This window comes from Segeticoccus rhizosphaerae (assembly GCF_005222685.1).
GTDB classification, from domain to species: domain Bacteria; phylum Actinomycetota; class Actinomycetes; order Actinomycetales; family Dermatophilaceae; genus Segeticoccus; species Segeticoccus rhizosphaerae.
On sequence record NZ_SWMA01000001.1, the window covers coordinates 175,502 to 198,781 of the forward strand.

Annotated in this window: 23 protein-coding genes; 8 read left to right on the forward strand and 15 right to left on the reverse strand. The window is 69.9% G+C overall.

Annotated features, from left to right (window positions below):
• Positions 1-119 precede the first annotated feature (119 nt).
• On the forward strand, positions 120-1,034 hold the full coding sequence (locus FCN22_RS00780; RefSeq protein ID WP_137119621.1) for a carbamate kinase: 915 nt from the start codon (positions 120-122) through the stop codon (positions 1,032-1,034).
• Between the two features lie 36 nt (positions 1,035-1,070).
• Here FCN22_RS00780 and FCN22_RS00785 read toward each other — a convergent pair whose 3' ends face one another.
• Positions 1,071-2,396 carry an MATE family efflux transporter gene (locus tag FCN22_RS00785; protein ID WP_238384446.1) on the reverse strand — a complete coding sequence of 442 codons (1,326 nt, stop codon included), beginning with the start codon at positions 2,394-2,396 and terminating at the stop codon, positions 1,071-1,073.
• Between the two features lie 303 nt (positions 2,397-2,699).
• On the opposite strand from FCN22_RS00785, the gene FCN22_RS00790 reads away from it, so the two are divergent.
• Together FCN22_RS00790 and dnaB are read left to right on the forward strand one after the other, a co-directional pair.
• Positions 2,700-4,079, forward strand: coding sequence for a class I SAM-dependent methyltransferase (locus tag FCN22_RS00790; RefSeq protein WP_137119623.1), 1,380 nt, complete (start codon positions 2,700-2,702; stop codon positions 4,077-4,079).
• 474 nt (positions 4,080-4,553) lie between these two features.
• Positions 4,554-5,930 (forward strand): replicative DNA helicase, encoded by a 1,377-nt coding sequence (gene dnaB / locus FCN22_RS00795; RefSeq protein WP_373681271.1) that lies wholly within the window; start codon positions 4,554-4,556, stop codon positions 5,928-5,930.
• A 39-nt stretch (positions 5,931-5,969) separates the two neighbouring features.
• Here the strand turns inward: dnaB and FCN22_RS00800 are convergent, their stop codons facing one another.
• Positions 5,970-6,338: an NUDIX domain-containing protein gene (locus tag FCN22_RS00800; protein WP_238384432.1), complete on the reverse strand. Its 369-nt coding sequence runs from the start codon at positions 6,336-6,338 to the stop codon at positions 5,970-5,972.
• Here FCN22_RS00800 and FCN22_RS21520 point away from each other — a divergent pair.
• Positions 6,309-6,677: a helix-turn-helix domain-containing protein gene (locus tag FCN22_RS21520; protein WP_162308078.1), complete on the forward strand. Its 369-nt coding sequence runs from the start codon at positions 6,309-6,311 to the stop codon at positions 6,675-6,677. The genes FCN22_RS00800 and FCN22_RS21520 overlap by 30 nt on opposite strands.
• A gap of 58 nt (positions 6,678-6,735) precedes the next feature.
• Here the strand turns inward: FCN22_RS21520 and FCN22_RS00810 are convergent, their stop codons facing one another.
• Positions 6,736-7,173, reverse strand: a complete 438-nt coding sequence (locus tag FCN22_RS00810; protein WP_137119626.1) for a VOC family protein — start codon at positions 7,171-7,173, stop codon at positions 6,736-6,738.
• A 105-nt stretch (positions 7,174-7,278) separates the two neighbouring features.
• Here FCN22_RS00810 and FCN22_RS00815 point away from each other — a divergent pair, with 105 nt between their 5' ends.
• The 3 genes from FCN22_RS00815 (at position 7,279) to FCN22_RS00825 (ending at position 10,029) form a co-directional block, all read left to right on the forward strand.
• Positions 7,279-8,163, forward strand: coding sequence for a ketopantoate reductase family protein (locus FCN22_RS00815; protein WP_137119627.1), 885 nt, complete (start codon positions 7,279-7,281; stop codon positions 8,161-8,163).
• Positions 8,164-8,239: 76 nt separating this feature from the next.
• The gene (locus FCN22_RS00820; RefSeq protein ID WP_137119628.1) at positions 8,240-8,923 is read left to right on the forward strand and encodes an alpha/beta fold hydrolase; all 684 of its coding nucleotides are present in this window, start codon (positions 8,240-8,242) and stop codon (positions 8,921-8,923) included.
• An 11-nt stretch (positions 8,924-8,934) separates the two neighbouring features.
• Positions 8,935-10,029 (forward strand): DNA glycosylase AlkZ-like family protein, encoded by a 1,095-nt coding sequence (locus FCN22_RS00825; RefSeq protein WP_137119629.1) that lies wholly within the window; start codon positions 8,935-8,937, stop codon positions 10,027-10,029.
• A 93-nt stretch (positions 10,030-10,122) separates the two neighbouring features.
• On the opposite strand, the gene FCN22_RS22460 is transcribed toward FCN22_RS00825, so the two are convergent.
• From FCN22_RS22460 to FCN22_RS00870, 10 genes are all read right to left on the reverse strand, one after another.
• Positions 10,123-10,248 carry a hypothetical protein gene (locus tag FCN22_RS22460; RefSeq protein ID WP_274381524.1) on the reverse strand — a complete coding sequence of 42 codons (126 nt, stop codon included), beginning with the start codon at positions 10,246-10,248 and terminating at the stop codon, positions 10,123-10,125.
• Positions 10,249-10,455: 207 nt separating this feature from the next.
• Positions 10,456-11,397, reverse strand: a complete 942-nt coding sequence (gene mshB, locus FCN22_RS00830) for an N-acetyl-1-D-myo-inositol-2-amino-2-deoxy-alpha-D-glucopyranoside deacetylase (protein ID WP_202911327.1) — start codon at positions 11,395-11,397, stop codon at positions 10,456-10,458.
• Between the two features lie 139 nt (positions 11,398-11,536).
• Entirely contained in the window at positions 11,537-12,454 is a 918-nt protein-coding gene (sigJ, locus tag FCN22_RS00835) for an RNA polymerase sigma factor SigJ (RefSeq protein WP_238384433.1), read from the reverse strand.
• Positions 12,451-13,377 (reverse strand): NAD-dependent epimerase/dehydratase family protein, encoded by a 927-nt coding sequence (locus FCN22_RS00840; protein WP_137119631.1) that lies wholly within the window; start codon positions 13,375-13,377, stop codon positions 12,451-12,453. Before FCN22_RS00840 ends, sigJ begins: the two co-directional genes overlap by 4 nt.
• A gap of 109 nt (positions 13,378-13,486) precedes the next feature.
• Entirely contained in the window at positions 13,487-14,359 is an 873-nt protein-coding gene (locus FCN22_RS00845) for an LLM class F420-dependent oxidoreductase (RefSeq protein WP_137119632.1), read from the reverse strand.
• Between the two features lie 106 nt (positions 14,360-14,465).
• A complete protein-coding gene (locus FCN22_RS00850; protein WP_137119633.1) occupies positions 14,466-15,752 on the reverse strand; it encodes an RNA polymerase sigma factor in 1,287 nt (428 codons plus the stop codon).
• The gene (locus FCN22_RS00855; RefSeq protein ID WP_137119634.1) at positions 15,749-16,141 is read right to left on the reverse strand and encodes a YciI family protein; all 393 of its coding nucleotides are present in this window, start codon (positions 16,139-16,141) and stop codon (positions 15,749-15,751) included. Before FCN22_RS00855 ends, FCN22_RS00850 begins: the two co-directional genes overlap by 4 nt.
• 18 nt (positions 16,142-16,159) lie before the next feature.
• Positions 16,160-17,461 carry an aminoacyl--tRNA ligase-related protein gene (locus tag FCN22_RS00860; protein WP_137119635.1) on the reverse strand — a complete coding sequence of 434 codons (1,302 nt, stop codon included), beginning with the start codon at positions 17,459-17,461 and terminating at the stop codon, positions 16,160-16,162.
• Positions 17,462-17,762: 301 nt separating this feature from the next.
• Entirely contained in the window at positions 17,763-18,041 is a 279-nt protein-coding gene (locus FCN22_RS00865) for a hypothetical protein (RefSeq protein ID WP_137119636.1), read from the reverse strand.
• A gap of 80 nt (positions 18,042-18,121) precedes the next feature.
• A complete protein-coding gene (locus FCN22_RS00870; protein WP_137119637.1) occupies positions 18,122-18,616 on the reverse strand; it encodes a TlpA family protein disulfide reductase in 495 nt (164 codons plus the stop codon).
• A 65-nt stretch (positions 18,617-18,681) separates the two neighbouring features.
• Here FCN22_RS00870 and FCN22_RS00875 point away from each other — a divergent pair, with 65 nt between their 5' ends.
• Positions 18,682-19,608, forward strand: a complete 927-nt coding sequence (locus FCN22_RS00875) for a phosphotransferase family protein (protein WP_137119638.1) — start codon at positions 18,682-18,684, stop codon at positions 19,606-19,608.
• A 123-nt stretch (positions 19,609-19,731) separates the two neighbouring features.
• Here FCN22_RS00875 and FCN22_RS00880 read toward each other — a convergent pair whose 3' ends face one another.
• On the reverse strand, positions 19,732-22,092 hold the full coding sequence (locus FCN22_RS00880) for an immune inhibitor A domain-containing protein (RefSeq protein WP_238384434.1): 2,361 nt from the start codon (positions 22,090-22,092) through the stop codon (positions 19,732-19,734).
• A gap of 188 nt (positions 22,093-22,280) precedes the next feature.
• Positions 22,281-23,276: a cation diffusion facilitator family transporter gene (locus tag FCN22_RS00885; RefSeq protein WP_137119639.1), complete on the reverse strand. Its 996-nt coding sequence runs from the start codon at positions 23,274-23,276 to the stop codon at positions 22,281-22,283.
• Positions 23,277-23,280: the final 4 nt, after the last annotated feature.

Below are 23,280 nucleotides of genomic sequence, written 5' to 3' on the forward strand. Positions count from 1 at the left end.
TCTGCTTCCCGACGAGCTGCGACGGTGGGCGCCGGGATGGTGCACCGGCGACCGACCTTGTCCGACCCGTGACCTGCGATGCCAGGACCGTGGGAGCCGCGACTCGGCATACTGGCGCGGTGGGCAAGCGGATCGTGGTGGCGCTCGGGGGCAACGCGCTGCTGCGCCGGGGACAGGTCCCCGACGCCGATGCCCAGCTGGACAACATCGTGCGCGCAGTCAACGCCCTGGTGCCCTTGGCCCGCGACCACGACCTGGTCATCACCCACGGCAACGGACCGCAGGTCGGGGTGCTGGCGATGGAGAGCGCGGCCGACCATCGGCTCACCGCGCCCTACCCGTTCGATGCGCTCGGCGCGCTCACCCAGGGGCTGATCGGCTACTGGTTGTTGCAGTCGTTGGAGAACGCGTTGCCGGGCCGGCCGATCGCGAGCATCATCAACCAGACCCTGGTCCGCAGGGACGACCCCGCGTTCGACGATCCCACCAAGTTCGTGGGGGAGGTGTATGACGAGCTTGAGGCCAAGCAGCTGGCGGACCGCCTCGGGTGGCAGGTCCGGCCCGACGGCGAGAAGTGGCGCCGGGTGGTGGCGTCGCCGCGACCGCTGGCGGTGATCGAGTCCGAGCTGGTGCGACAGCTGATGGACGCCGGCACGCTGGTGATCTGCGCGGGCGGCGGCGGGGTGCCGGTGGTGCGTGGCGAGGACGGCTGGCTGCGCGGTGTCGAGGCCGTCGTCGACAAGGACCTGACCGCGGCCCTGCTGGCGGAGTCGCTGCACGCCGACCAGTTGCTGGTGCTCACCGACGTGCCTGCGGTCATGCACGGCTTCGGCACCGACGAGCAGGCGCCGATCGCGCACGCCACCGCCGAACAGCTTCGGGCAGAAGGGTTTCCGGCCGGGTCGATGGGGCCAAAGGTCGATGCTGTCTGCCGATTCGTCGAGCACACCGGGATGACGGCGGCGATCGGCCGGCTCGAGGACGCCGTGGCGATGGCCGCCGGACATGCCGGCACCACCGTCACTCCCGAATGACGGCGTGCTGGTCGAACGGCGTGCCGATCAAGCCGCTCAGCGGGTCGCGCCGGTCACGAGCCAGCTGTCACCCCTGGCTCGCCAACCCAGCAGGATCCCGCGAATCACCATGAAACCCACGAAGACCCACCACAAGACGACCAGCGCGTGCGCTTCGGCCGCAACCTGATCGGCGCCCGCGAGCAGGGAGCCGGTCGACGCGTGCACCCACAGGACCAGAGGCAGGTAGAGCACGAGCATGACCACCTGCGCCACCGCGAGCCACCGGCCGTCTCCGGCCCCGATGAGGACGCCGTCGAGGACGAAGACCACGCCGGAGATCGGCTGGGACAGGGCGACCACGACCAGCGCCGCAGACAGAGCCGACTGCACAGCCCGGTCGGTGGTGAAAAGGTCTGGCACGACGGTGTGCCCGGCCAGCACGAGCAGGCCCAGGGCGAGGCCGCCCCACACTCCCCACCAGACCATGGTCCGCGTCGCCGACCGGGCCCCTGCCACGTCACCGGCGCCCAGGGCCTTGCCGGTGAGCGCCTGCCCGGCGATGGCGAGCGCGTCCAGGGCGAAGGTGAGGAAGCTCCACACGGTCATGGCGACGGTGTGGGCCGCGAGGGGCACGTCGCCGAGCCCGGCCGCCACCCAGGTGGTCACCACGATCACGGCCCGCAGCGCGAGGGTCCGCACGAGTAGTGGCACACCCTCCCGTGCCGCATGCAGCACCCGGCCGGGGTGCGGGTGCAGGGAAGCGTCGATCGCACGTGCGTGGCTCGTGACGACGATGACCAGGCCGGTCGCCATACCGGTTTGGGCGATGACCGTGCCGAGCGCGGAACCGGCGATGCCCAGGCCCAGCCCGTAGACGAACAGCACGTTGAGCACGATGTTGGAACCGAACCCCACCACCGACGCGACCAACGGCGTCCGGGTGTCCTGCATCCCGCGCAGCACCCCGGTCACCGCGAGGACCACGAGCATGCCCGGTATGCCGATCGCGGACACCCGCAGGTAGCTCACCGCGTGCTCGAGCGCCTCGGGACTGGCGCCGAAGAGGTGGGCGATCGGGGTGGCGGCGAGCGCGACCACCACCGCCGTGACGAGGCCGAGACCCACCGCCAGCCACACCCCCGCGATGCCTGCGGTGACGGCGGTCCGCTCGGAGCCGGCACCGATCTGGCGAGCCACGATCGAGGTGGTGCCGTAGGCCAGGAAGACGAAGATGTTGGCCGCCGTGACGAGGGCAGCCGACGCCACCCCGAGGCCCGCCAGCTGGGTCGTGCCGAGGTGGCCGATGATCGCCGAGTCGGCCAGCAGGAACATCGGTTCGGCGACGAGGGCGAGGAACGCCGGGACCGCGAGGCGCAGGATCTCGCGGTGCTGGGACTGTGGTTGCGCTCCCCGACGCCCCCGGTCGCCGCTGTGTCCTTGGCCGCGGCTCCTCGGCGGCGGGGTCGCGCCGCTCCATTCTCGCCCCTCGTCGTCGCCGTGGCCCGGGGGACTGGCGCGGTCGCTCACCCGTGCAGGGTAGGCGACGGCCGGCGCCGGCCCGACGTCCCACCGCCGACGGTGGTTTCCGCCGCGAGAGAACCGACCTGCGAGGGGGTCAGGGTCGGGCGTAGCCTTGAGGTGAACACGAGTTCACTCGCGCGAGTCCGGAGAGGTGATGCATGCATGACCGTCGCTGAGGTCATCAAGCCGTTGGTGGGTTCCACGCTCGGCAGCCACGACACGATCCACGTGACCTGCTGGGACGGCAGTGAGTTCGGCCCTCCGGACGCCCCGGCACAGGTGGTGTTCAAGCGGCGCAAGGCACTGCGGCGGCTGATGTGGGCTCCCAACGAGCTCGGGTTCGCCCGTGCCTACGTGGCGGGGGACATCGAGGTCGAGGGTGACCTGCTGGAGACACTCCAGGCGCTCGACAAGTTTGCCGGGTCCGAGGAGGGCCCGAGCATCGTCGTCGACCGCGACGTCAAGCGGCAGATCATGCGGGCGGCAGTGCGCCTCGGCGTGGTCGGGCCACCGCCGAAGCCGCCGGCCGAGGAGTCACGGCTGCACGGCGGCCTGCACTCCAAGAAGCGCGACGCCGAGGCCATCGCCCACCACTACGACGTCGGCAACGAGTTCTACTCCATCGTGCTCGGATCCTCGATGGTCTACTCCTGCGGCTACTGGCCCGAGGGACCGAGCGTGGACTACGACCTCGCCGACGCCCAGATCGGCAAGTGCGACCTCGTCGCCCGCAAGCTCGGCCTCGAGGAGGGCATGCGCGTGCTCGACGTGGGCTGCGGCTGGGGCACGTTCGTGATCAACGCCGCCAAGAAGTATGGCGTGCAGGCCGTCGGCGTCACCCTCTCCCACGAGCAGGCCGCCTTCGCCCGGGAGCGGGTGCGGCAGGAGGGACTGCAGGACAAGGTCGAGATCCGGGTGCAGGACTACCGCGACGTCGAGGACGGACCCTACGACGCGATCGCCAGCATCGGCATGGCCGAGCACGTGGGCCTTGCCATGCTGCCGACCTACACCAAGGACCTCTATGCGCTGCTGCGACCGGGCGGGCGGCTGCTCAACCACGCGATCGCCCGCCGGCCCGGGCCGCGAGCCGAGACCGCATCCAAGACGTCCTTCATCGAGCGCTACGTCTTCCCCGACGGCGAGCTCGAGCCGATCGGCGTGATGGTCGCCGCGATCCAGGAGGCCGGCTTCGAGGTGCGCGACGTGGAGTCGTTGCGCGAGCACTACGCCCTAACCCTGCGCGAGTGGGTCAAGAACCTCGAGGGCGACTGGGACCGCGCGGTCAAGCTCACCAGCGCCGGCCGGGCGCGGGTGTGGCGCCTCTACATGGCCGGGTCGGCCCTGGCGTTCGAGGACAACCGGATCGGGATCAACCAGGTGCTGGCCGTGAAGCCGCTCGCCAGGGGACGCAGTGGTATGCCGCGCAGCCGGCACTTCATGCTTGCGGACCAGGTGGGGTCCGGGCTGGCACCGGGGGCCTCGACTCGCGGGGACGCGGGGCCCGATGAGGAGCCCGTGGCGGGGATCGCCACCTCCTAACCCGCGCGTACCGGCCGGCCCTGTTCGCCCACTTCGGGCGTCCGCCTGTCCTGACTTCTGGCTTGGCTTCCGGTCAGCCGACGGCGGCCCGAGACGCGCCGGGCCACCGGCAACTTTCTGTTGTCCACAGGCGGTGGATGACGTCGACGCACGCCACACCGGGTGCCGGCCGACCGCCCTCACCCTTGTCCACCGCGTTGTCCACAGGCCGTGCACAGCCATCCACGGCGTGGTGCACACCTTGTCCACACGCCTGTCCACAGGGCCCCGAGGACGACACGCCGACGCGCGTTGGCCCGGAAGGCACCGGGGTCCTAGCGTGGGTGACTCGCCTGCGAAACGGCCGTGTCGACATACCTCGACGGTGACTGTCGGTGCGGGGTGCTGTGCTGTCCTCGAACGGTTGTTCGCGGTCTCGGTCGTGGCGTGCGGGTTGCGCTGTGAGCCGCTGGGTCCTCGGTGAAAGGGGTGCGTGTGTCGATCGCGGAGCTGGAGTCACAGACCTACGACGGACCGTCCGACCGTGACCAGGGCATGGTGCCGCCGCAGGACGTGCACGCGGAGCAGAGCGTGGTCGGCGGCATGCTGCTGTCCAAGGACGCGATCGCCGACTGCATCGAGGTGCTCAAGGGCGTCGACTTCTACCGACCCGCGCACGAGCTGATCTTCGACGCGATCCTCGACCTCTACGGGCGGGGTGAGCCTGCCGACGCGATCACCGTCGCGGACGAGCTGACCAAGCGGGGCGACCTGTCGCGGGTCGGTGGGCAGGCCTACCTGCACCAGCTGATCTCGTCAGTGCCGACCGCGGCCAACGCCGGCTACTACGCACAGATCGTGGCCGAGCGTGCCGTGCTGCGGCGGTTGGTCGACGCCGGCACCCGGATCGTGCAGATGGGTTACGGCACCGGCGGCGGTGACGTGGAGGACATCGTCAACGCGGCGCAGGCGGAGGTCTACGCCGTCGCGGACAAGCGCGGTGGCGAGGACTACGCGATCCTCGGCGACGTCATCGAGGCGACCGTCGACGAGATCGAGCACGCGTCCGGCTCTGCGGGGGAGATGATCGGGGTGCCCACCGGGTTCACCGACCTCGACGCCCTGACCAACGGCCTGCACCCCGGTCAGATGATCGTTGTCGCGGCGAGACCGGCCGTCGGCAAGTCGACTCTGGGACTGGATGTGGCCCGGTCGGCCGCCATCAAGCACAAGATGGCGACCGTCGTCTTCAGCCTGGAGATGAGCCGGACCGAGATCACCATGCGGCTGCTGTCTGCCGAGGCGCAGATCCAGCTGCAGCACATGCGCAAGGGCACGATGCGCGACGAGGACTGGACGCGGCTGGCCCGCACCATGGGTGAGGTGTCGGACGCACCGCTGTTCATCGACGACTCGCCCAACATGTCGCTGATGGAGATCCGGGCCAAGTGCCGACGGCTCAAGCAGCGCAACAACCTCAAGCTGGTGATCATCGACTACCTGCAGCTGATGAGCTCGGGCAAGCGGGTCGAGTCCCGCCAGCAGGAGGTCTCTGAGTTCTCCCGTGCGCTCAAGCTGCTCGCCAAGGAGCTCGAGGTGCCGGTCATCGCGATCTCGCAGCTCAACCGTGGCAGTGAGCAGCGCACCGACAAGAAGCCCCAAATGAGCGACCTTCGCGAATCTGGCAGCATCGAGCAAGATGCCGACATGGTCATCCTGATTCACCGAGATTCGTTGTATGAGAAGGAGTCTCCGCGGGAGGGGGAGGCCGACCTGATCGTCGCCAAGCACCGCAATGGCCCCACCGACACGATCGTGGTTGCCTTTCAGGGGCACTACTCGCGCTTCACCAACATGGCCAGCAGCTTCTGAGCAGAGACGCTCACCCGTGGAGCCACCGGAGCGGCGTCACTACCGGGTTGCGGCCTCGATCGCGCCGAAGATGCCGGGCAGGGCGCCCGCGTCGGCCATCGTGAGGTCGGCGAGCTCGCACGGCTGGAACCATCGGAGGTCGTCGTGCTCCTCGGGTGCGACGTTGTGTGGCTCGCCATCCCAGCGCGTGACGAGAAACGCGTGCAGGTCGAGCGTGGGATCACTGAAGGGCATCGGGATGGGCTGGGGATCGTGGACATCGACGCCGAGCTCTTCGAGACATTCCCGGACGACGGCTTCGACAGGCTGCTCGCCCGGCTCGACATGCCCGCCGACGAGGTCCCAGCAGTCGGGGTACCACTGCCGTGATGGATGGCGATGGGCCAGAAGCACGTAGCCGTCGCGCACCAAGGCAGCCACGCCGATAGGGGTGCGAGCGACCATGGCAGCAGCCTAGGCCGGGACGCCCGCTGCTACGGCAGCCTCTGGGACTACGTCCGCGCCGATCAGCGGGCCATCAAGGATCCTGCCCTCGAGGACATGCTCGCGCGGCCGGCCGTCGCCATCGACCGGATCGCCGAGGCCGCGCAGGAGTTCTGGGAGGCTGCGCTCGCGCCACACTGGCCGGGGCTGCGGCGTCACCTCGCGGTGCTGCGTGAGTGTGGGCTGGTTGACAGCATCCGCGAGGGCAACACCGTGCTGCACTCTCGGACCGTGCTCGGCGATGCGTTGACCATGCCGTCCTGAACGGCATCGATGGCGTTCGGGCGCTGGTCACCGACGCGCCGCCGGAAACGGCGCCGCCTCAGACAGCGAAGAGCTGGGCGGGATCCTGGAAGGCCTTGAACTCCATGGCGTTTCCCGACGGGTCGAGGAAGAACATGGTCCACTGCTCGCCCGGCGTGCCCTCGAACCTCACATAGGGAGCAATGACGAAGTCGGTGCCCTGCTCGGTCAGCCGATCGGCCAGGTCACGGAACCGTGCGACGTCGAGCACCAGCCCGAAGTGCGGCACGGGCACGTCATGCCCGTCGACCGGGTTGGTGCCGGCGACGGGAGCCCGGTGCCCGTCGACCTGGTGGGTGACCACCTGGTGTCCCGCCATGTTCCAGTCGGTCCACCGCTCGTCCGACCGACCTCGAGCGAAGCCCAGCACCTCGCCGTAGAAGTGGCGGGCGGCCTCGATGTCATGCACCGGGATCGCCAGGTGGAACGGGGGCAACGTGGCAGGGTCGGTCGTCATGACGGCATCGTAGTGCGCCGAGCCGCCCGGCCCTCCGGCGCCAAGCGCCACGCGGCGCCGTCCGACGACCTTGCCGGCAGCGCGTGGTCGGAGCATGGTGGGCCCATGACGTCGTATGCCGTGCTGGGTCCCGGAGGTGTCGGTGGACTGCTCGCGGCGGTCCTGGCCCGACACGGCCACGAGGTGGTCTGCCTCGCCCGCGAGGAGACCGTGGAGCATCTGAGGGAGGACGGGATCCGCGTCCGAAGCGGGATCTTCGGTGACTTCACGGCTGCTGTCGACGCGGCCACGGTGCTGGACCGCTCCGTGGACGCCTGCTTCGTCGCGACCAAGGCCACCTCGCTGCGCGAGGCCCTGACCCGCCTGCCGCGCCCGGCCGTCGGGAACGCCCTCGTGATCCCGCTGCTCAACGGGATCGACCACGTCGCGATGCTCCGCCGGGCGTACGACCCGGGGAGCGTCGTGGCCGGCGTCATCCACGTCGAGTCGACGCGGGTGTCGCCAGGGACCATCGAGCAGGACAGCCCCTTCGCGCGCGTCTCACTGGCCAGCGACACGACCCCTGCGGGCCGGATCCGTCCCGTTGCCGATGACCTGTCCGCCGCGGGATTCGAGGTGGTCACGGACGCCGACGAGACCACGATCCTCTGGTCCAAGCTGTCCTTCCTCGCCACGACCGCGCTGCTCACCACCCGCCACCGGGCGACCGTGGGCGAGGTGCGCACCGCTCACCACGACGAGCTGGTCGCCACCGCACGGCAGATCGCAGCCGTGAGCGGCGCGTCCGGTGGGCCGTCCGACGCCGACGCGATCCTCGCTCTCGTGGACGCGTTCCGGGCCGACGGCAAGTCCTCGATGCTGCGTGACCTCGAAAACGGTCGACCGCTCGAGCTCGACGCGATCGGTGGTGCGGTGCTGCGCGCGGCCGACGCCCACGGCATACCGGCGCCGACCGTGCGATCCCTCGTCGCCGCCCTCGACGGAGGGTGACGCTGCAACACTCTGGCTCGAGCGCGACGATCGATGAGGAAGTGGAGTGTCCGGGACGCGTCGTACTCTCGGCGGCATGGACATCATCCTGATCGCCGGACTGTGGCTACGCGAGTCGATCTGGGCCGACGTGACCGCCGAGCTCGAACGCCGGGGGCACCACCCCGTCGCGGTGTCGCTCCCCGGGGCCGACGACGGCTCGACGAGCGCGACCCTGGACGACCAGGTGGCCGCCATGGTCGCGGCCGTCGACGCCAGCGACCGCCCGTTGGTCGTTGGCCACTCGGCCGCCTGCACCCTCGCGTGGATCGCCGCCGACCAACGCGTTGCCGCGGTCTCCGGACTGTCCCTCATCGGTGGCTTTCCCAACGCCGACGGGGAGGCCTACGCCGACTTCTTCGAGACCACCGACGGGGTCATGCCGTTCCCGGGCTGGGAGAAGTTCGAAGGTCCCGACTCAGCCGACCTGGACGACGCGGCGAAGGCGCGGCTCGCGTCCGGCGCGGTCCCGGTGCCCGAAGGCGTGTCGAAGGGAGTGGTCCGGTTGACCGATGAGGGCCGTTATGCCGTCCCGGTGCAGCTGGTCTGCCCCGAGTTCGGCCCGGACGAGGCCAAGGAGTGGATCGCCGCCGGAGACCTGCCCGAGCTGAGCCGCGTGGAGCACCTCTCCTACGTCGACCTCGATTCGGGGCACTGGCCCATGATCACCCGGCCGGCCGAGCTCGCGGCCGTCCTCGACGAGGCCACCCGCTCGTCGTGAGGGAGCGGCCGGTGCACCGGCTCACCCGCGCCCGGGCACGCCGGATCGCGGTGCGCGCACAGCTGCTCTCGGCACCACGGCCGCGGGAGCTGCTCGACGTGCTGCGCCACCTCACCCTCATCCAGGTCGAGCCGACCGCCGCAGTCGTGCCCAGCGCCGAGCTGGTCGCGTGGAGCCGGCTCGGGAACGCCTATCGGGTCGGCGACCTCGATGAAGCCGTCTCGGCCGGGAGACTCGTGGAGCTGGAAGCCGGACTGCAACCCGTTGATGACCTCCCGCTCCACCGCGCCGAGATGGAGCTCTGGCGCGGGACCGGACCGATGCAACCGTGGCAGGAGGAGACGCGCGACTGGGTGGCGGTCAACGACGATGCGCGTCGCGAGATCCTCGCCATCCTGTATGACGACGGTCCGCTACCGACCTCGGCCCTCCCGGACGCGACCTTGGTGCCGTGGGAGTCCAGCGGCTGGAACAACAACCGCAGCCTGAGGGTGCTGCTGCACCAGCTGGTCCGCCGTGGTGAGGTGGCACTCGCCGGCCGGGACGGGCGCGACCCGCTGTGGGACCTGGCCGAGCGGGTCTACCCGGACGGCCCCACCGTGCCGCTGGAAGAGGCGATGCGGATCCGCAGCAGCCGGCAGCTGCATTCGCTCGGGCTGGCGCGGGTCCGTGGCGTCAAGACGCCGCGCGAGCCGCACGACCTCGGCCCGGTCGGCGAGCCCGCCGTGGTGGAGGGAACCAAGGGGCAGTGGCGGCTCGACCCGTCATACCTCGATGGCTCGTTCCGGGGCCGGACCGTCCTGCTCTCGCCGCTGGACCGGCTGGTCTTCGACCGCGAAAGGATGGCCGACCTCTTCGAGTTCGACTACCAGCTCGAGATGTACAAGCCTGTCGCCAAACGGCGTTGGGGATACTGGGCGATGCCGGTGCTGCACGGTGACCGGCTCGTCGGGAAGGTCGATGCGACCGCCGACCGACGGGCCGGCGTGCTGCGGGTCGGAGCCATCCACGAGGACGTGCCCTTCACGGCCGCGATGTCGACCGAGGTCGCCGCAGAGCTCGACCGCCTTGCGCGATGGCTCGGACTCGACCTCGCCGGCGACTGAGTCACGGTGCGGCGTCGCGGCACGAAGAACCGGGCCGCTCGATCGAGCGACCCGGTGATTTCGGCTGATCATCCCAGCCCGTGAGCGACTGCCTCAGCCCTTCTTGCCGGGGTGGGCGTAGCGCTCGATGACCTCACCGTAGGCACGGTTCTGCTCCAACCAACGCTGGAACCGCGTGGTGACGGTCTTGGCTCCTGCGTGGCGCGTCTGCGACTTCACTGTTCCTCCTCAACAACGATCGGCGTGGCGGCTCCGGTTTGCCCGGACGGACGGGGCCGGTCTCGAGTCGGCATCCCGTCACACACGTCAACACCCAGCCGCGCCAGTCTCTTCCACCAGTCGGGCGGATGTGACTCACTTCTCCTCCGCGCGGTCGTTGTTCACCGCGGGCGCCAGTCGGTAGGTGGTGAGGTGGTGGGACACGAGTCAGACCCCGAGGCCGGCGAAGACGTCGTCGGCCTCGGGGCCGTCGAACGGGAGGCCGCCCGCCAAGCGGAAGCACTCCTCCCACATCGGCCCCGGGGGTGCGTCCTGGAGCTTGAAGAAGAACTCGTCGGCCGGGATCTGGGTGGCATGCGCGCGCAGCGCCGCGAAACGTCGTGCGGCATAAGGGTATCCGTCGATGCGCACCGCGATGTCGGAGTCGCGGACGCTCATCATCGGCGGCTCGTCGGAGTCGAGGTCGAACGAGTCGAAGAACTCGTCGGACTCACCGGCCGCCCGCGCCTGGGTGATCATGGTGCGGACCATGCTCTCGGACATCGCCGTCCACAGCGTCCGCTGCACCTGCCACGGGGTGCCCAGGTCCTTCCGGTAGGAGGGGATCCCGGCCAGCGACACGGCATACATCGCGACGCGGTGCGCCTGGATGTGGTCGGGATGCCCGTAGTGGCCGTTCTCGTCATAGGTGATCAGCACCTGGGGGCGACGGTCGCGGATCACGGTGACCAGCTCATTGGCAGCCTCCAGCAGGTCTGCGCGCCAGAAGGACTCGTCATGCACGTCCTTCGCCGGGACCACCCCGCGCTTCTCGTCGTAGGCCATTCCCGAGTCGCGCCAGCGGCCGTCCCCGCCCAGCCGGACGAAGTCGGTCACACCGAGCTCGGCCATCGCCTTGGTGAGCTCCTCCAGCCGGCACGGTGCGAGGGCGTCGTCCCGATCGGCGTGCAAGTGGGCGAGCTCGGGGACCACCACCTCACCGAGCTCCCCGAGGGTGCAGGTGACGAGGGTGACGGCGGCCCCCGCGGCCGCATAGTGCGCCATCGTGGCACCGGTCTGGCTCGACTCGTCGTCGGGATGGGCATGGACCAGCATCAGCCTGCGGGCGGGAACCGGCATGGCTTGGATCTGGGGATCGACAGTGCTCACACCACCACGGTAGCCATCGGCGGCGCCGGGACGCCCGCCAATTTCGCCGCGCGTGCGGACGGCCCCCAGGAAGCACTCGAGAGGTCGGGGGCACGCGTTCTCCGTCCCGGGGACGTTCCGAGCGGCCCGTGCGTCCAGGTCATCCCCGAGAGCGCAGGAGCGCTCCGAGGTCGGCGACCGGCCCCAGGTGCGCCAGCTTGTCGGGGTTGGCGATCGCGCTGATGCCGGTGATCTGGCCATCGGTGACCTCGAGCGCCAACACGGTGATCAGCCGCTGCTCGCCGTCGAGGTAGATCGCGCCCGGACCGCCGTTGACGTCGACCAGGCGCGACGACACCTGGGGCAGACCCTGTGCGAGACGCATCCAGTTGACGACCGTGCGTGCGACGCGGCTGCGCCCGCGTTGCGACCGTGCCAGCGCAGGAGCCTTGCCGCCGCCGTCACCGGTCAGTGACACGTCGTGCGCCAGCAGCGACTCGAGGCCGGCGAGGTCGCCCTGCTCGGCGGCCGCGAAGAAGCGCCGGGCCAGCTCGTCACGTTGCTCTCGCGTGGTCTGGAACCGCGGTCTGCCCATCCTGACGTGGCGTCGGGCGCGGGTGGCGAGCTGGCGCACGTTGTCCTCGTTCTTGCCGACGATCGCCGCGATCTCCGGGTAGTCGTAGTCGAAGACGTCGCGCAGCAACAGCACGGCTCGCTGCTCGGGAGAGAGGCTCTCCAGCAGCACCAGCACGGCGAGCGACAACGAGTCGGCCCGCTCGGCGTGCGTCGCGGGGTCATCCCCGCGGTCGGTGATGATCGGCTCCGGGAGCCAGTCGCCGACGTAGCGTTCGCGGCGTGCGCGGGCAGATCGCAGCTCGTTGATCGAGAGCCGGGTGCTCACCGTGGCCACGAACGCTCGAGGGGAGGCGATCTGCTCCCCGGCATCAAGGGCCTGGTGCACCCGCAGCAGCGCCTCCTGCACCACGTCCTCCGCCTCGGTCACGCTGCCGAGCATCCGGTAGGCGATCGCAAAGGCGACCGGCCGCAGCTCGTCGAGCAACTGCTCCCGCTCGGTCACGCCGCGAACCCCTGCCGCCAGCTCGGGTGCGCCGGACGCCATACGAGCTCGCGCTTGGCCTTGGCGTTGGAGGCGCCGCGGAGCTCGGTCATCATCACCACGCCCGTCTCGCCCGCGAACAGGCGCCCGACGAACCGTGGCACGCGCATCGGCGCCTTGGCGCCCAGGGTCTGCGCCAGGGCCGGCAACCACTCGGCGACCGGAGCCGGTTCGTCGTCGACGATGTTGTAGATGCCGCGGGTGCCGCGCTCGACGGCAGCTGCGGTCGCGTCTGCGGCGTCCGCGACGTGGATGAACGACCACACGCCGGCACCGTCGCCGACCAGCGGGAACCTCCGCTTGCGCACCATCTCGGTCTGGTCGCCGCCGGGTGCGAGGGACGTGCCGGGCCCGTAGAAACCGCCATAGCGCAGCACGATTCCCTCCGTCCACTGCGCGCCGAGGACGGCCTCCTCGAGGTGCAGGATCGCCGCCACGGTCTCACGCATCTCGCGCGCCGGCGACGGGTCGACCGCGTCGTCCTCGTTCTTGACCGGACCGCCGGTGCGCGCGTAGGCCGCGAAGTAGCTCTGTGCCACGAACCGTCGCACGCCCACCGCCTGCCCCGCCGACAGCAGGTTGTCCGTGCCCTCCGTGCGCAGCCTGTTGGTCGCCGCGAAGCTGCGGTCCATCTGACGCAGGTCCAACCCGCCGATGGCGGTCAGCTCGTGCACGATCACCTCCGGACGCGCCCGGCCGACCGCCTCCGCGACCTGGTCGGGATCCAGCGCGTCCGCGACCACCGGCACCGCTCCGAGCCCGCGCAGGAGGTCCTGCTTCGACTCGCTGCGCGTCATGCCGTGCACCTCGTGTCCTGCCGTGACCAGTCGGGGCACGAGCTGCCGCCCGATCGCACCTGTCGCCCCGGCGACCAAGATCCTCATCACTGACTCCCATCTCGTGAGATTGACCGTTACCCCCACATGACAAGACAGCAGCCCCGGCTGTGACACTTCTGGACGACTCGCTCGCACGGGCGGCGGGAAGGCTTGGTCAGAGCCGCGCGGCCTCGGGGATGATCCGCTCGCCGAAGAGCTCGAGCCAGGACGGGTCCGACCCGTCGCCAACCCGGCTGTGCACGTGGCTCACCCCGAGCGCCGCGAGGTCCTGCAGGTGCGCGAGGACGGCGTCGACGTGCTCACCGTGCTGGCCCGGATCGATCGGCAGCATCACCGTCTTGGCGATGTCGTCGTAGTCACGGCCCACGTCCTCGCAGTGGCCGCGCAGCACGTCCAGCTTGTGCTCCAACGACGGGTCGTCGAACAGGTTGCAGGCTTGGGCGTACTGCGCGACCAGCCGCAGCGTCTTCTTCTCACCACCACCGCCGATGAGGATCGGTGGGTGCGGCCGTTGCACGGCCTGCGGCGAGTTCAGGGTGCGACCGAGCTGGTAGTGAGTGCCGTCATACGGCTCCTCGCTGTCGCTCCACATCTGCAGACAGATCTGCACCGTCTCCTCGAGCCGCTCGAACCGCTCTGCAGTCGGGGGGAAGGGCAGCCCGAGGCCCTGGCACTCCTCCTCGTTCCAGGCGGCGCCGATGCCGAGCCAGGCCCGACCACGTGAGAGCACGTCGAGGGTGGTGACCTCCTTGGCCAGCAGGCCCGGCTCGCGGTAGACGGCGGCCGTGACCCAGGCAAGCAGCTCGATGCGCTCGGTGACCGCCGCGAGGTAGCCCAGCGTGGTGTAGGCCTCGAGCATCTCGTGTTCGCGGGGCCCCACCGGCCCGATCTGCCAGACGTGATCCATCACCGAGAGCTTGCGGAAGCCCACGTCCTCGGCCAGTTTGGCGGTCCTGCGGAGGTCGTCGACCAAGCGGTGCGGACCGCCCGACCAGGTGAAGTTCGCGAGGTGCAGTCCCACATCCATTCTGGTGAGCGTACGCCTCGACTCCGCGATCGGCACGGCGCGGGAGCTCACCCGGGCGATGGCGCCCGTGCGGCATCCCCGAGCGCGGAGTGGAGGGCGCCTCGACTCACAGTTGTTCGACTGAGCGGCGCTCACCTGGTGGCGAGATCCCTTGGCGTTGCACCCGGGCCGCGCGACGATTGAGGTAGCGCTGCTCGGGCTGGCTCCCGGTCAGCTGCGCGGCCCTGCGGTAGGCCGAGACCGCCTCATCAGGCCTGCCGGCCATCTCCAGCAGGTGGGCCTGCACGGCATACGTGCGGTGGTGGCGCCGCATCGCGGGATCGGCCAACAAGGGCTCGATGAGGGCGAGCCCTTGGGTTGGCCCGAGCGACATCCCTTCTGCAACAGCACGATTGAGTACGACCGCGGGACTGGGTGCGACCTTTTCGAGCATCTCGTAGAGCAGGCTGATCTGCAGCCAGTCGGTCTCCTCGGCGCTCGTTGCCTCGGCATGCACGGCGGCGATCGACGCCTGCAGCTGATAGCGGCCGACGTGTCCTCGTGGCAGCACTTCCTCGAGGAGGGCCACACCTTCGGTGATCAACGCCCGGTCCCACCGGGCGCGGTCCTGCTCCGCCATGGGCACGAGGTCACCGCGGTCGTCGGTCCGAGCATCGGCGCGAGCGTGCGTGAGCAGCATCAGCGCGAGCGCACCCGCGACCTCGTCGTGGTCGGGCAGCAGCCCGCGCAGTCGTCGGGTGAGCCGGATCGCCTCCAGGGCCAAGGTGCGGTCGAGCAGCGTGTCGCCTCCACTGCGGGTGTGCCCCTCGTTGAAGACCAGGTGGAGGACGTCCAGCACCGCGGCCACGCGACCGGGGACGTCAGGCTCGGCCGGTGCCTCGAAGCGCGCGCCCGCCGAGCGGAGGGTCGCCTTGGCCCGGCTCACCCGCTGGGCCAGCGTGGCCTCGGGCACCAGGAAGGCGCTCGCGATCTGCGCGGTGCTCAGGCCGGCGACGGCGCGCAGGGTCAGGGCGACCTGGGACGGTCGGCTCAACGCCGGGTGGCAGCACAGCAGGAAGAGCTGCAGCGTGTCGTCCGTCCCGGGGGCGCGGTCGGCGTCGGCGGGCGGAGCCTGCTCGGCGTCGCGCGGCTGCGCCACCGCGGCGGCCTGCTCGCGGGCCACCCGCGCGCGGGCGGCCCGAGCGTGATCGATCAGGCGACGGGAAGCCACCCGCACCAGCCATCCCCGTGGGTTGTCCGGTATGCCGTCCCGCGGCCACTGCTGCGCGGCCGCCGCCAGCGCCTCCTGCGCGGCGTCCTCGCAGTCCCCGAAGTCACCGTGCCGGCGCAGCAGCGCCCCGAGCACGTGCGACGACTCGCGTCGCCACACGTCCTCGAGGAGCTGCGGGTTCACTGGTCGTCGCCACCCGGCCACATGGTGGGCCGCAGCTCGATCGTCTCGCCCGGGCCGGAGAACTTCGCCGCGATCGCCTCGGCGCGCGCCTGGTCCCCGACGTCGATGAGGAAGAAGCCGGCCAAGTGCTCCTTCGCCTCGGCGTAGGGCCCGTCCGTGACGAGGGGGTCGCCGTCCGCCCACCGGTAGAGGCGAGCGTTCGCCGGGTCACCGAGGGCCTCGGCGCTGACCAGCTCGCCGCGCTCGGACATCTCGCTCATCACCTTCTCGAAGCCCGCTTCGAGTGCCTCTCGCTGCTCGGTGGGCAGCGCCTTCTGCTCGGCGATGAAGTCGCCGGTGGGGTGGCCCCACGGCTGGGGGTTGGAGTGGATCAGGATGACGTACTTCATGGTGTTCTCCTTCGAGGTTCAGGAGGGGCCGGACGGCCTCTCACCCGGGACGTCGGAACCACCGCGCAGATCTCGACACACAGTCTGGCACCGGCTTTCGTGCGCGCGCCGCAACTGCGGCACGAGGTCAGCGCGATCGACCGGGCCCCTGAAGCCCGCGGCGACGTCGATGACCTGCACCGAGCCGGACTCCACCTCTGTCGCGCCGAGGACCGCGATGAGGCAGTCGCGCCGCCCCCGGCTGGCCCTGATCCGCGCGCCGAGCGAGCCGTCGACCTCGAGACGGGGGCGAAGACCGGCGGCGACCAGCTCGTCATACAGCATCCGGGCAGCCTCGTCCTGCTGCGGACCGACGGGCAGGACGCACAGCTGGACCGGTGCGAGCCAGAGCGGGAGGCGGCCCTGGTAGCGCTCGAGCAGCGAAGCCACGACGCGTTCCATCGCCCCCACGGTGCCACGGTGGATCATGACGACGCGCTGGCGGGAACCGTCTGCGGCGTCGTAGGACAGGTCGAAACGCTCGGGTTGGTTGAAGTCGAGCTGGACGGTGGCGATGGTCTCCTCGTGCCCACGCCCGTCGCGGACCTGCAGGTCGAGCTTGGGCCCGTAGAACGCGGCCTCGCCCTCGGCTTCGAGCAGTTCGAGCCCGCGGTCGGCGAGCCCGACGGCGCGGGCTGCCTCGCGCAGCGCCTGCTCCGCCTGCTCCCACTGCTCGGCAGAGCCGAGGTATGCCGGGTCGTCCCCGCCTCTGGAGAGTCGCACGTAGCCGACGGGGAGACCGAGAGTCTCCTGGGCGCGCAGTGCCGAGCGCAGGGCGCGGGCTGCCTCCCCGGCGATCTGGTCGGGTCGAGCGAAGACGTGGGTGTCGTCGAGGTTGATCTGCCGGACCCGGCTCAGGCCGGCCACGACACCGGAGCGTTCGGCGCGGAACATCGGCGCGAGCTCGTGCAGGCGGATCGGCAGCTCGCGGTAGGAGTGGCGGGAGGCCGCGTAGATGAGGGCGTGGTGCGGGCAGTTTGCCGGCCGCAGCACCAGCTCGTCTCCACCGACCGGCATGGGCGGGAAGATGTCATCGCTGAACTTCGCCCAGTGGCCCGACCGTTCGAAGAGGGCGCGCTTGCCGAGCACCGGGGAGTAGACGCCCTGGCAGCCGTCGGCCCTGGCGATCTCCCGGGCGAGGCGTTCCAGCTCCGCCCGGATGATGGCGCCGGCCGGGAGCCAGAGCGGCAGCCCGGACCCGATGAGCGGGTCGCCGGCGAAGATCCCCATGTCCTGGCCCAGGTCGCGGTGATCCAGGGCGATGGGGTTGGAGTGGTTCATGTCGGTCTCCTGGCGTGGTGAGGAGCCGGCCAGGGGACGACAAGGCCCCGGAGCCGAGCTCCGGGGCGGAAGGGTGCAGTCAGTGCATTCAGTGCAGCCTGGCGGCGCCGGAGGGGTCCGGCGTCGTCGTCCGCTGCGCGTGGCACATGTCAGGAGCGTAGGTCACCCGGGGGTCCCGCCGCCAACGCTTTCGACCGCTGACGCCGTGGTCCGGGGACCGGACCGTGCTTCGATCACCGGGTCGTCCGCAGGGTGCTGCGGATCGAGGTGGCCGGCTCGAGCAGTGACCCGGGAGCGCTCGTCACCGCCGACCGGAGGTGCGGTAGCCCTTGACCGCACGCTGCGACTGGGCCGACATCACCGACAGGTCGGACTGGTGCGACATGGCAGACCCGCGGGACATGTTGGACAGCGCCGACAGCATGCTCATGGAGGAGCCGATCGAGCCGATCGACGCGAAGGAGCCGATGGAGCCGATCGACAGCACGGAGCCGACACTCCCGATCGACAGGATCGAGCCGGTCGAGCAGATGGACAGGATCGAGGCCCGTGAGCGGAAGGACCACCTGGACCGGGGCATGCCCTCAGCGTAGCCCCGAAGCTCGGACCTCCACGGTCGTCAGGTCCGGGGGCGCGGTGAACCGGAACCGATGACGCGGCTCAGTCCGGCGGGGGGCCGTCCGGCGCCGGCTCCTCGGTGAGCAGCTGACCCAGCAGCACCCCGAGTGCCAGGTCGTCGACCTGGCCGAGGTGCACGAACCGGAGCCGCCCCGTCTTGTCGATCACCAGGGTCGTGGGGGTGCCTTCGAGGCCGTAGCGGCGCATGGTCGCGGGCAGAGTGTGGTCGTCCTGCCGGTCCACGGCCACGGGGAAGTGGATACCGAACTCGTGGAGGAAGACCTCGAGGGCGTCCGGACCCGTCACCTCGTGGTGCTCGAAGACGGTGTGCAGCCCGACCACCGCCACCCGCGGGAACATCCGACGCACCTTCTGTGCCTGCGGCAGGCCGTAGCGGATGCAGCCGGGACACAGCATCTGGAACGCCTCGATGAGCACCACGCGCCCTCGCAACGACTCCAGCGGCGTCGGCTCACCGAACCACTGCGAGACCTCGAGCTCGGGTGCCAGCGGAACGGTGCGGGGAACGGTGGTCATGACCTCACCGTAGGAGTCCTGCCCACCCCTGACCAGGGTTTGATCCGACTGTCAGGATGGCCCCCATGCACGGCTTCGGAATGCAGCCCCTCGACGGCGGTTACAGCGGCGAGACGTTCGTGGCAGAAGCGGACGGGGAGCGCACGGTCGTGCGGATCTACGCCCAGCGCGGTGCGCGTCGCGGGATCGCTGCTGTCGAGACCGATGCCGCGGTGCTGCGGCTGGTGCGAGGTCTGTTGCCCGTGCCCGAGGTGCTCGACATGCGGCGGCCCGACCCGGGCGCCGACGAGCCGGGCCTGCTGGTCACCTCGTTCCTGCCCGGGGAGCGGCTCGACCTGCTGCTGCCACGGCTCGACCAGCGAGGCCGCACCACCGTGGGTCAGGAGCTGGGCCGAACCCTCGGTCGTCTCGCCCAGATGCCGATGCGCCGCCGCGGGCAGTTCGTCGACGGTGACCTGACCATCGAGCCCTGGAAGGAGGGCGTCGACCTGCTGGATTTCGTGTCCCACCAGCGTGACTCGTCGGCCATCGCGGAGTGGTCGGACGACGACTACCGCCGCTTGCAGGCAGTCGCCGAGCGTGCGCAGGACGTGCTGGACGAGACTGAGAGGGTCTGCCTCGTGCACAGCGACTTCAACCCCAAGAACCTACTCATCGACCCGGAGACGGGGGCGCTGACCGGCCTGCTCGACTGGGAGTTCGCCCACGCCGGTATGCCGTTCGCGGACCTGGGCAACCTGCTGCGGTTCGACCGAGACCCCGATCTGGTGGGAGGCGTCGTGGAGGGCTACCTCGAGGTGGCAGGTCACCTCGACGGGCTGGACGAGCCGGGTGGTGCCGGAAGACTGCTGGAGCGGGCACGTGCCGCCGACCTGCTGGCCCTGGTCGAGCTGGCCGGACGCCGCGGGCAGAACCCTGTGGCCGACCGGGCCGACGCCCGGCTGCGAGCCATCGCGACCTCAGGGGACCTGCACGCGGTTGCCCACGGGTAGAGCTCGGCGGCACCACGGCCCCAACAAGAGCCTTCCCGGCCGGTCGAGCCCGAAGCTCGTCCGGCCGGGAAGGTCCCGTGTTGCTATGAAGTTGTCGGGGTGCCCGGCGCGGCCGGGCTGAAGTCACTTGAGGTTGACGTTCATCATCCCGTTCTGGTTGGTGCCGACGACCTGCAGCTTCATGCCGGAGCCACGGACCTGCACGCTGCCCTGGGGGTTGTCCGCGTCGTAGTAGGCCATCGGGTCGGAGTCGTCGAACACTGCAACGCCGGCACGAGACGGCACGTCCGCGGTCTGCGTCTTGACCTCGGCGCAGGAACCGTCGTCGGCCCGGTCGGCGCAGTACTCCTGGTGGAAGGTCACCGGGTCGGTGGCCTCCAGGCCGAAGGTCGCGTCGAACGGCTGGAACCGGTTGCGCAGCACGTCGCCGGTGTCACTCCACTTCAGCGCCTGGGGGTGTGAGTCGACCGGCAGAATCAGGCCGTGTCCCGGGTGCTGAGAGGTGTTGTTGTCACCGTAGGCGGTGTCCCAGTACCAGACGAGCAGGCCGTTCTGGTAGGGGAAGTGCTCCACCCAGTTGGGCTTGCTGGCACCGAACCCGAAGTTGTACGGGCCCTGCGCCAGCGTGGTGTCGTAGCCCACGTACTGCCGGTTCTCGGCGACGTAGTAGTTCTTGAACTGCTTGGTGTATTCACCGGTGGTGGTGATGAACTTGTCCAGCGTCCAACCGGAGTCATCGCCCTCGAAACCGGCCGACAGGGCGTCACCCACGTGCACGTCGTCGACCAACAGGCCGAGGTTGTGCGCGGCGGCGTCGTTGACCGTCTCGAACCGCACCTGCACGTCCTGGCCGGCGTAGTCGCTCAGGTCGGCGGTCAGGTCGACCCACTGCTTGCCGCTGGTGCCGGTGATGCCGTAGCCGTGGTTGTTGCCGTTGGGGTTGGTCGACGTCGACCGGTTGGTCGCCACCGGGGTGAAGCTCGCACCGCCGTCGGTGGAGACCATCAGGTAGCCGTAGTCCCAGTCGAGCTCGAGGTCGTAGTTGACCTTGGCGGTGAGCCCGCCGCCCACCGGGACGGTGAACGAGGGGCTGGTCGCGTCGGCCGTGCGGTCGTCACCGGTGCCGGAGTAGAGGTACTTCTCGCCCTCCGGGGCAGTGGCGCCCAGGTTGGTGGTCACCGACTTGTCCGGCAGCAGCACCACGAGCGCCTGGGCCTTCTTCGTGGCGTGCTCGGCGACACCGAGCGTGTGTGAAGACTTGGTGCCGGCCCTGGCGACGTCGTAGTCCAACCAGCCGAGCTGCAGCTTGTCCCACGCGTTCATGTGGCTCGGGGTGGTGCCGATCGAGTCCTTGCCGTGGCCCATCCACGACCCGGAGCTCATCAGCGTCCAGAAGCCGGTGCCGTTGTCGCCGCCCGCCGTGTCGTACTCGTCCGGCAGCCCGAGGTCGTGCGCGAACTCGTGGGCAAAGACACCGAGGCCACCGTTCTCCGGCTCGGTGGTGTAGTCACCGATCCAGTAGCCGGTGTTGCCGATCTGCACACCACCCAGCTTGTTGGCGTCCGGGCCGGTGCTGCCGATGTCCTTGACACCGACGTACCAACGGTGTGCCCAGATGGCCCACGAGGGTGCGCCGGCGGACTCGTCCTCACCGGCGCGGATCGACTGGAAGTGGTCGATGTAGCCGTCCGGCTCGTTGTAGTTGCCGTCACCGTCGTAGTCGTAGCGATCCCACTGGTCGAACTGCGCCAGGTAGTCCGCGACGTCGGCGTCGGACTTGCCCTTCGCCTCCTGGTCGGCGACCCACGCGTCGGCCGCCTGCTGGGTGAAGGCGGTCATGTCATCGTTGGACTCGTTCTCGCCGAAGCACGCCTCACCGTCCGGGATCTTCACCCAGTCGCTGACGTCGCCGCCGATCTCGAACCGACCGCTGGACAGCTCCTGGTAGAAGCCCTTGAAGGACTCGCCGCCCTGGTCGGGCAGGCCCTTGTAGAACATGTCCAGGTAGTGCTCGCGGTTGAAGTCGGGCTCCCAGTACGTCGTGTTGTCCATGCTGCGGTCCGGCTTCGGGATGTTGTTGTGGACCGGACCCCCCTTGGGGTTCATGTCACACGTGTTGCCTGTCGGGCTGCTGTAGCCCGTCCCGTCCCCGAAGTCGACCAGGAACGTCAGGATGTCGGTCGATTCCTGCACGCCGTACTGGGCCCACTGTCCGGGGGCCACCTTGACGACGTCGACGCCGTTCTTCTTCTGGACCTTCGCCTTGCCGCTGGCCACCAGCTCGGCAGCCTTTCGCTGCTCGGCCCGTTGCTTCTGGATCGGGGCCGCCGGGCGGTCGTCCAGCTTGTGCTGGGCGTTGGTCTGGTGATCGGGCGAAGCCACCTGCGGGGCCGGACTCGCTGCTGCCGCAGGGATGGACAGGGCCGTCACTGCGGCAGCCGATGTGACCAGTCCGATCAGGACGCTGGGTGCGCGTCGTCTCACGAGTTCCTCCAGGGTCGAGTCACACCACGATGAGCACCATCGACCACTGCCTGACGGCAGACGAGTCCCCCGACTACACACTCTGCGGCGACGAATACATCGCGGTAGCAGCCCGGGCGGGTTGCTGGGCAGAGACTGGCACAGCCTGCCGCCTCTGTCGAGGGTGCCCGAAAGTCCTTGCCGAAACGTTACCCAAGGCAACGAAGCGGCCTCGATTCCTCGGAACTGCTTGGCTCCAGCGACGGTTCGCCCGGAGCGGAGAGCGTGAGCACCGCGCGCTCGACCATGTCGCGGCGCGCCAGTCGTGATTCGACCGTCTGCATCAGCGTGGCCAGCTGGTCCTCGGGCGGGTTGCCGGTCAGGTCGACCGCGGCCACGAGGAAGAGCCGCCCCGGCCCGACGTACTCCAGGTGCAGGAAGGTGACGTGGTCGACCTCGTCCATGGCCATAAGCGCTCTGAGCGCCTGGTTCCGAACCCGCCGGCTGGCGGCCTGACCCGTGAGGAAGTCTCGGTTGCGACCGATGAGGAACATGGCCACGGCCGCCAGCAGCAACCCCACGGCGATGGAGCCCAGCGCGTCATACATCGCGTTGCCGGTGGCTTGGTGCAGCCCGATGCCGAGGGCCGCGAGAACGACTCCGATCAGGGCCGCACCGTCCTCCGCGAAGACGGCTCGCAGCGTGGGATTGGATGTCGCGGTGACGTAGCGCAGCGGGTGCAGGCCCACCGAGCCGGCCGCACCCCTCGTCTGCCGCAGGGCCTGCAGGAAGGAGACTCCCTCGAGGATGAAGGAGATGGCCAGCACGACGTAGGCCCACACGTAGGAGGTCTCACCTTCGTGGCCGCCGATGAGCTGCTGTATGCCGTGACCGATGGAGACCACGGCGCCCACCATGAAGAGGCCGAAGGCCGCGAACATCGACCAGACGTAGGCCTCGCGACCGTGACCCAGCGGATGGGCCTCGTCGGCAGGCTTCGCCGACTTCTTCTCGGCGACCAGCAGGAAGACCTCGTTGCCCGTGTCCGACCAGGAGTGCGCGGCCTCGGCGACCATGGAGGCGGAGCCGGTCATGACGGCCACGAGGCTCTTCGCTGCGGCGATGAGCGCGTTGGCGACCAGGGCGACCACGACCGTGAGCAGGCTGTCACCACCGCCCGAGTGCGCCTCTTCCTCTGACGCCATCGAC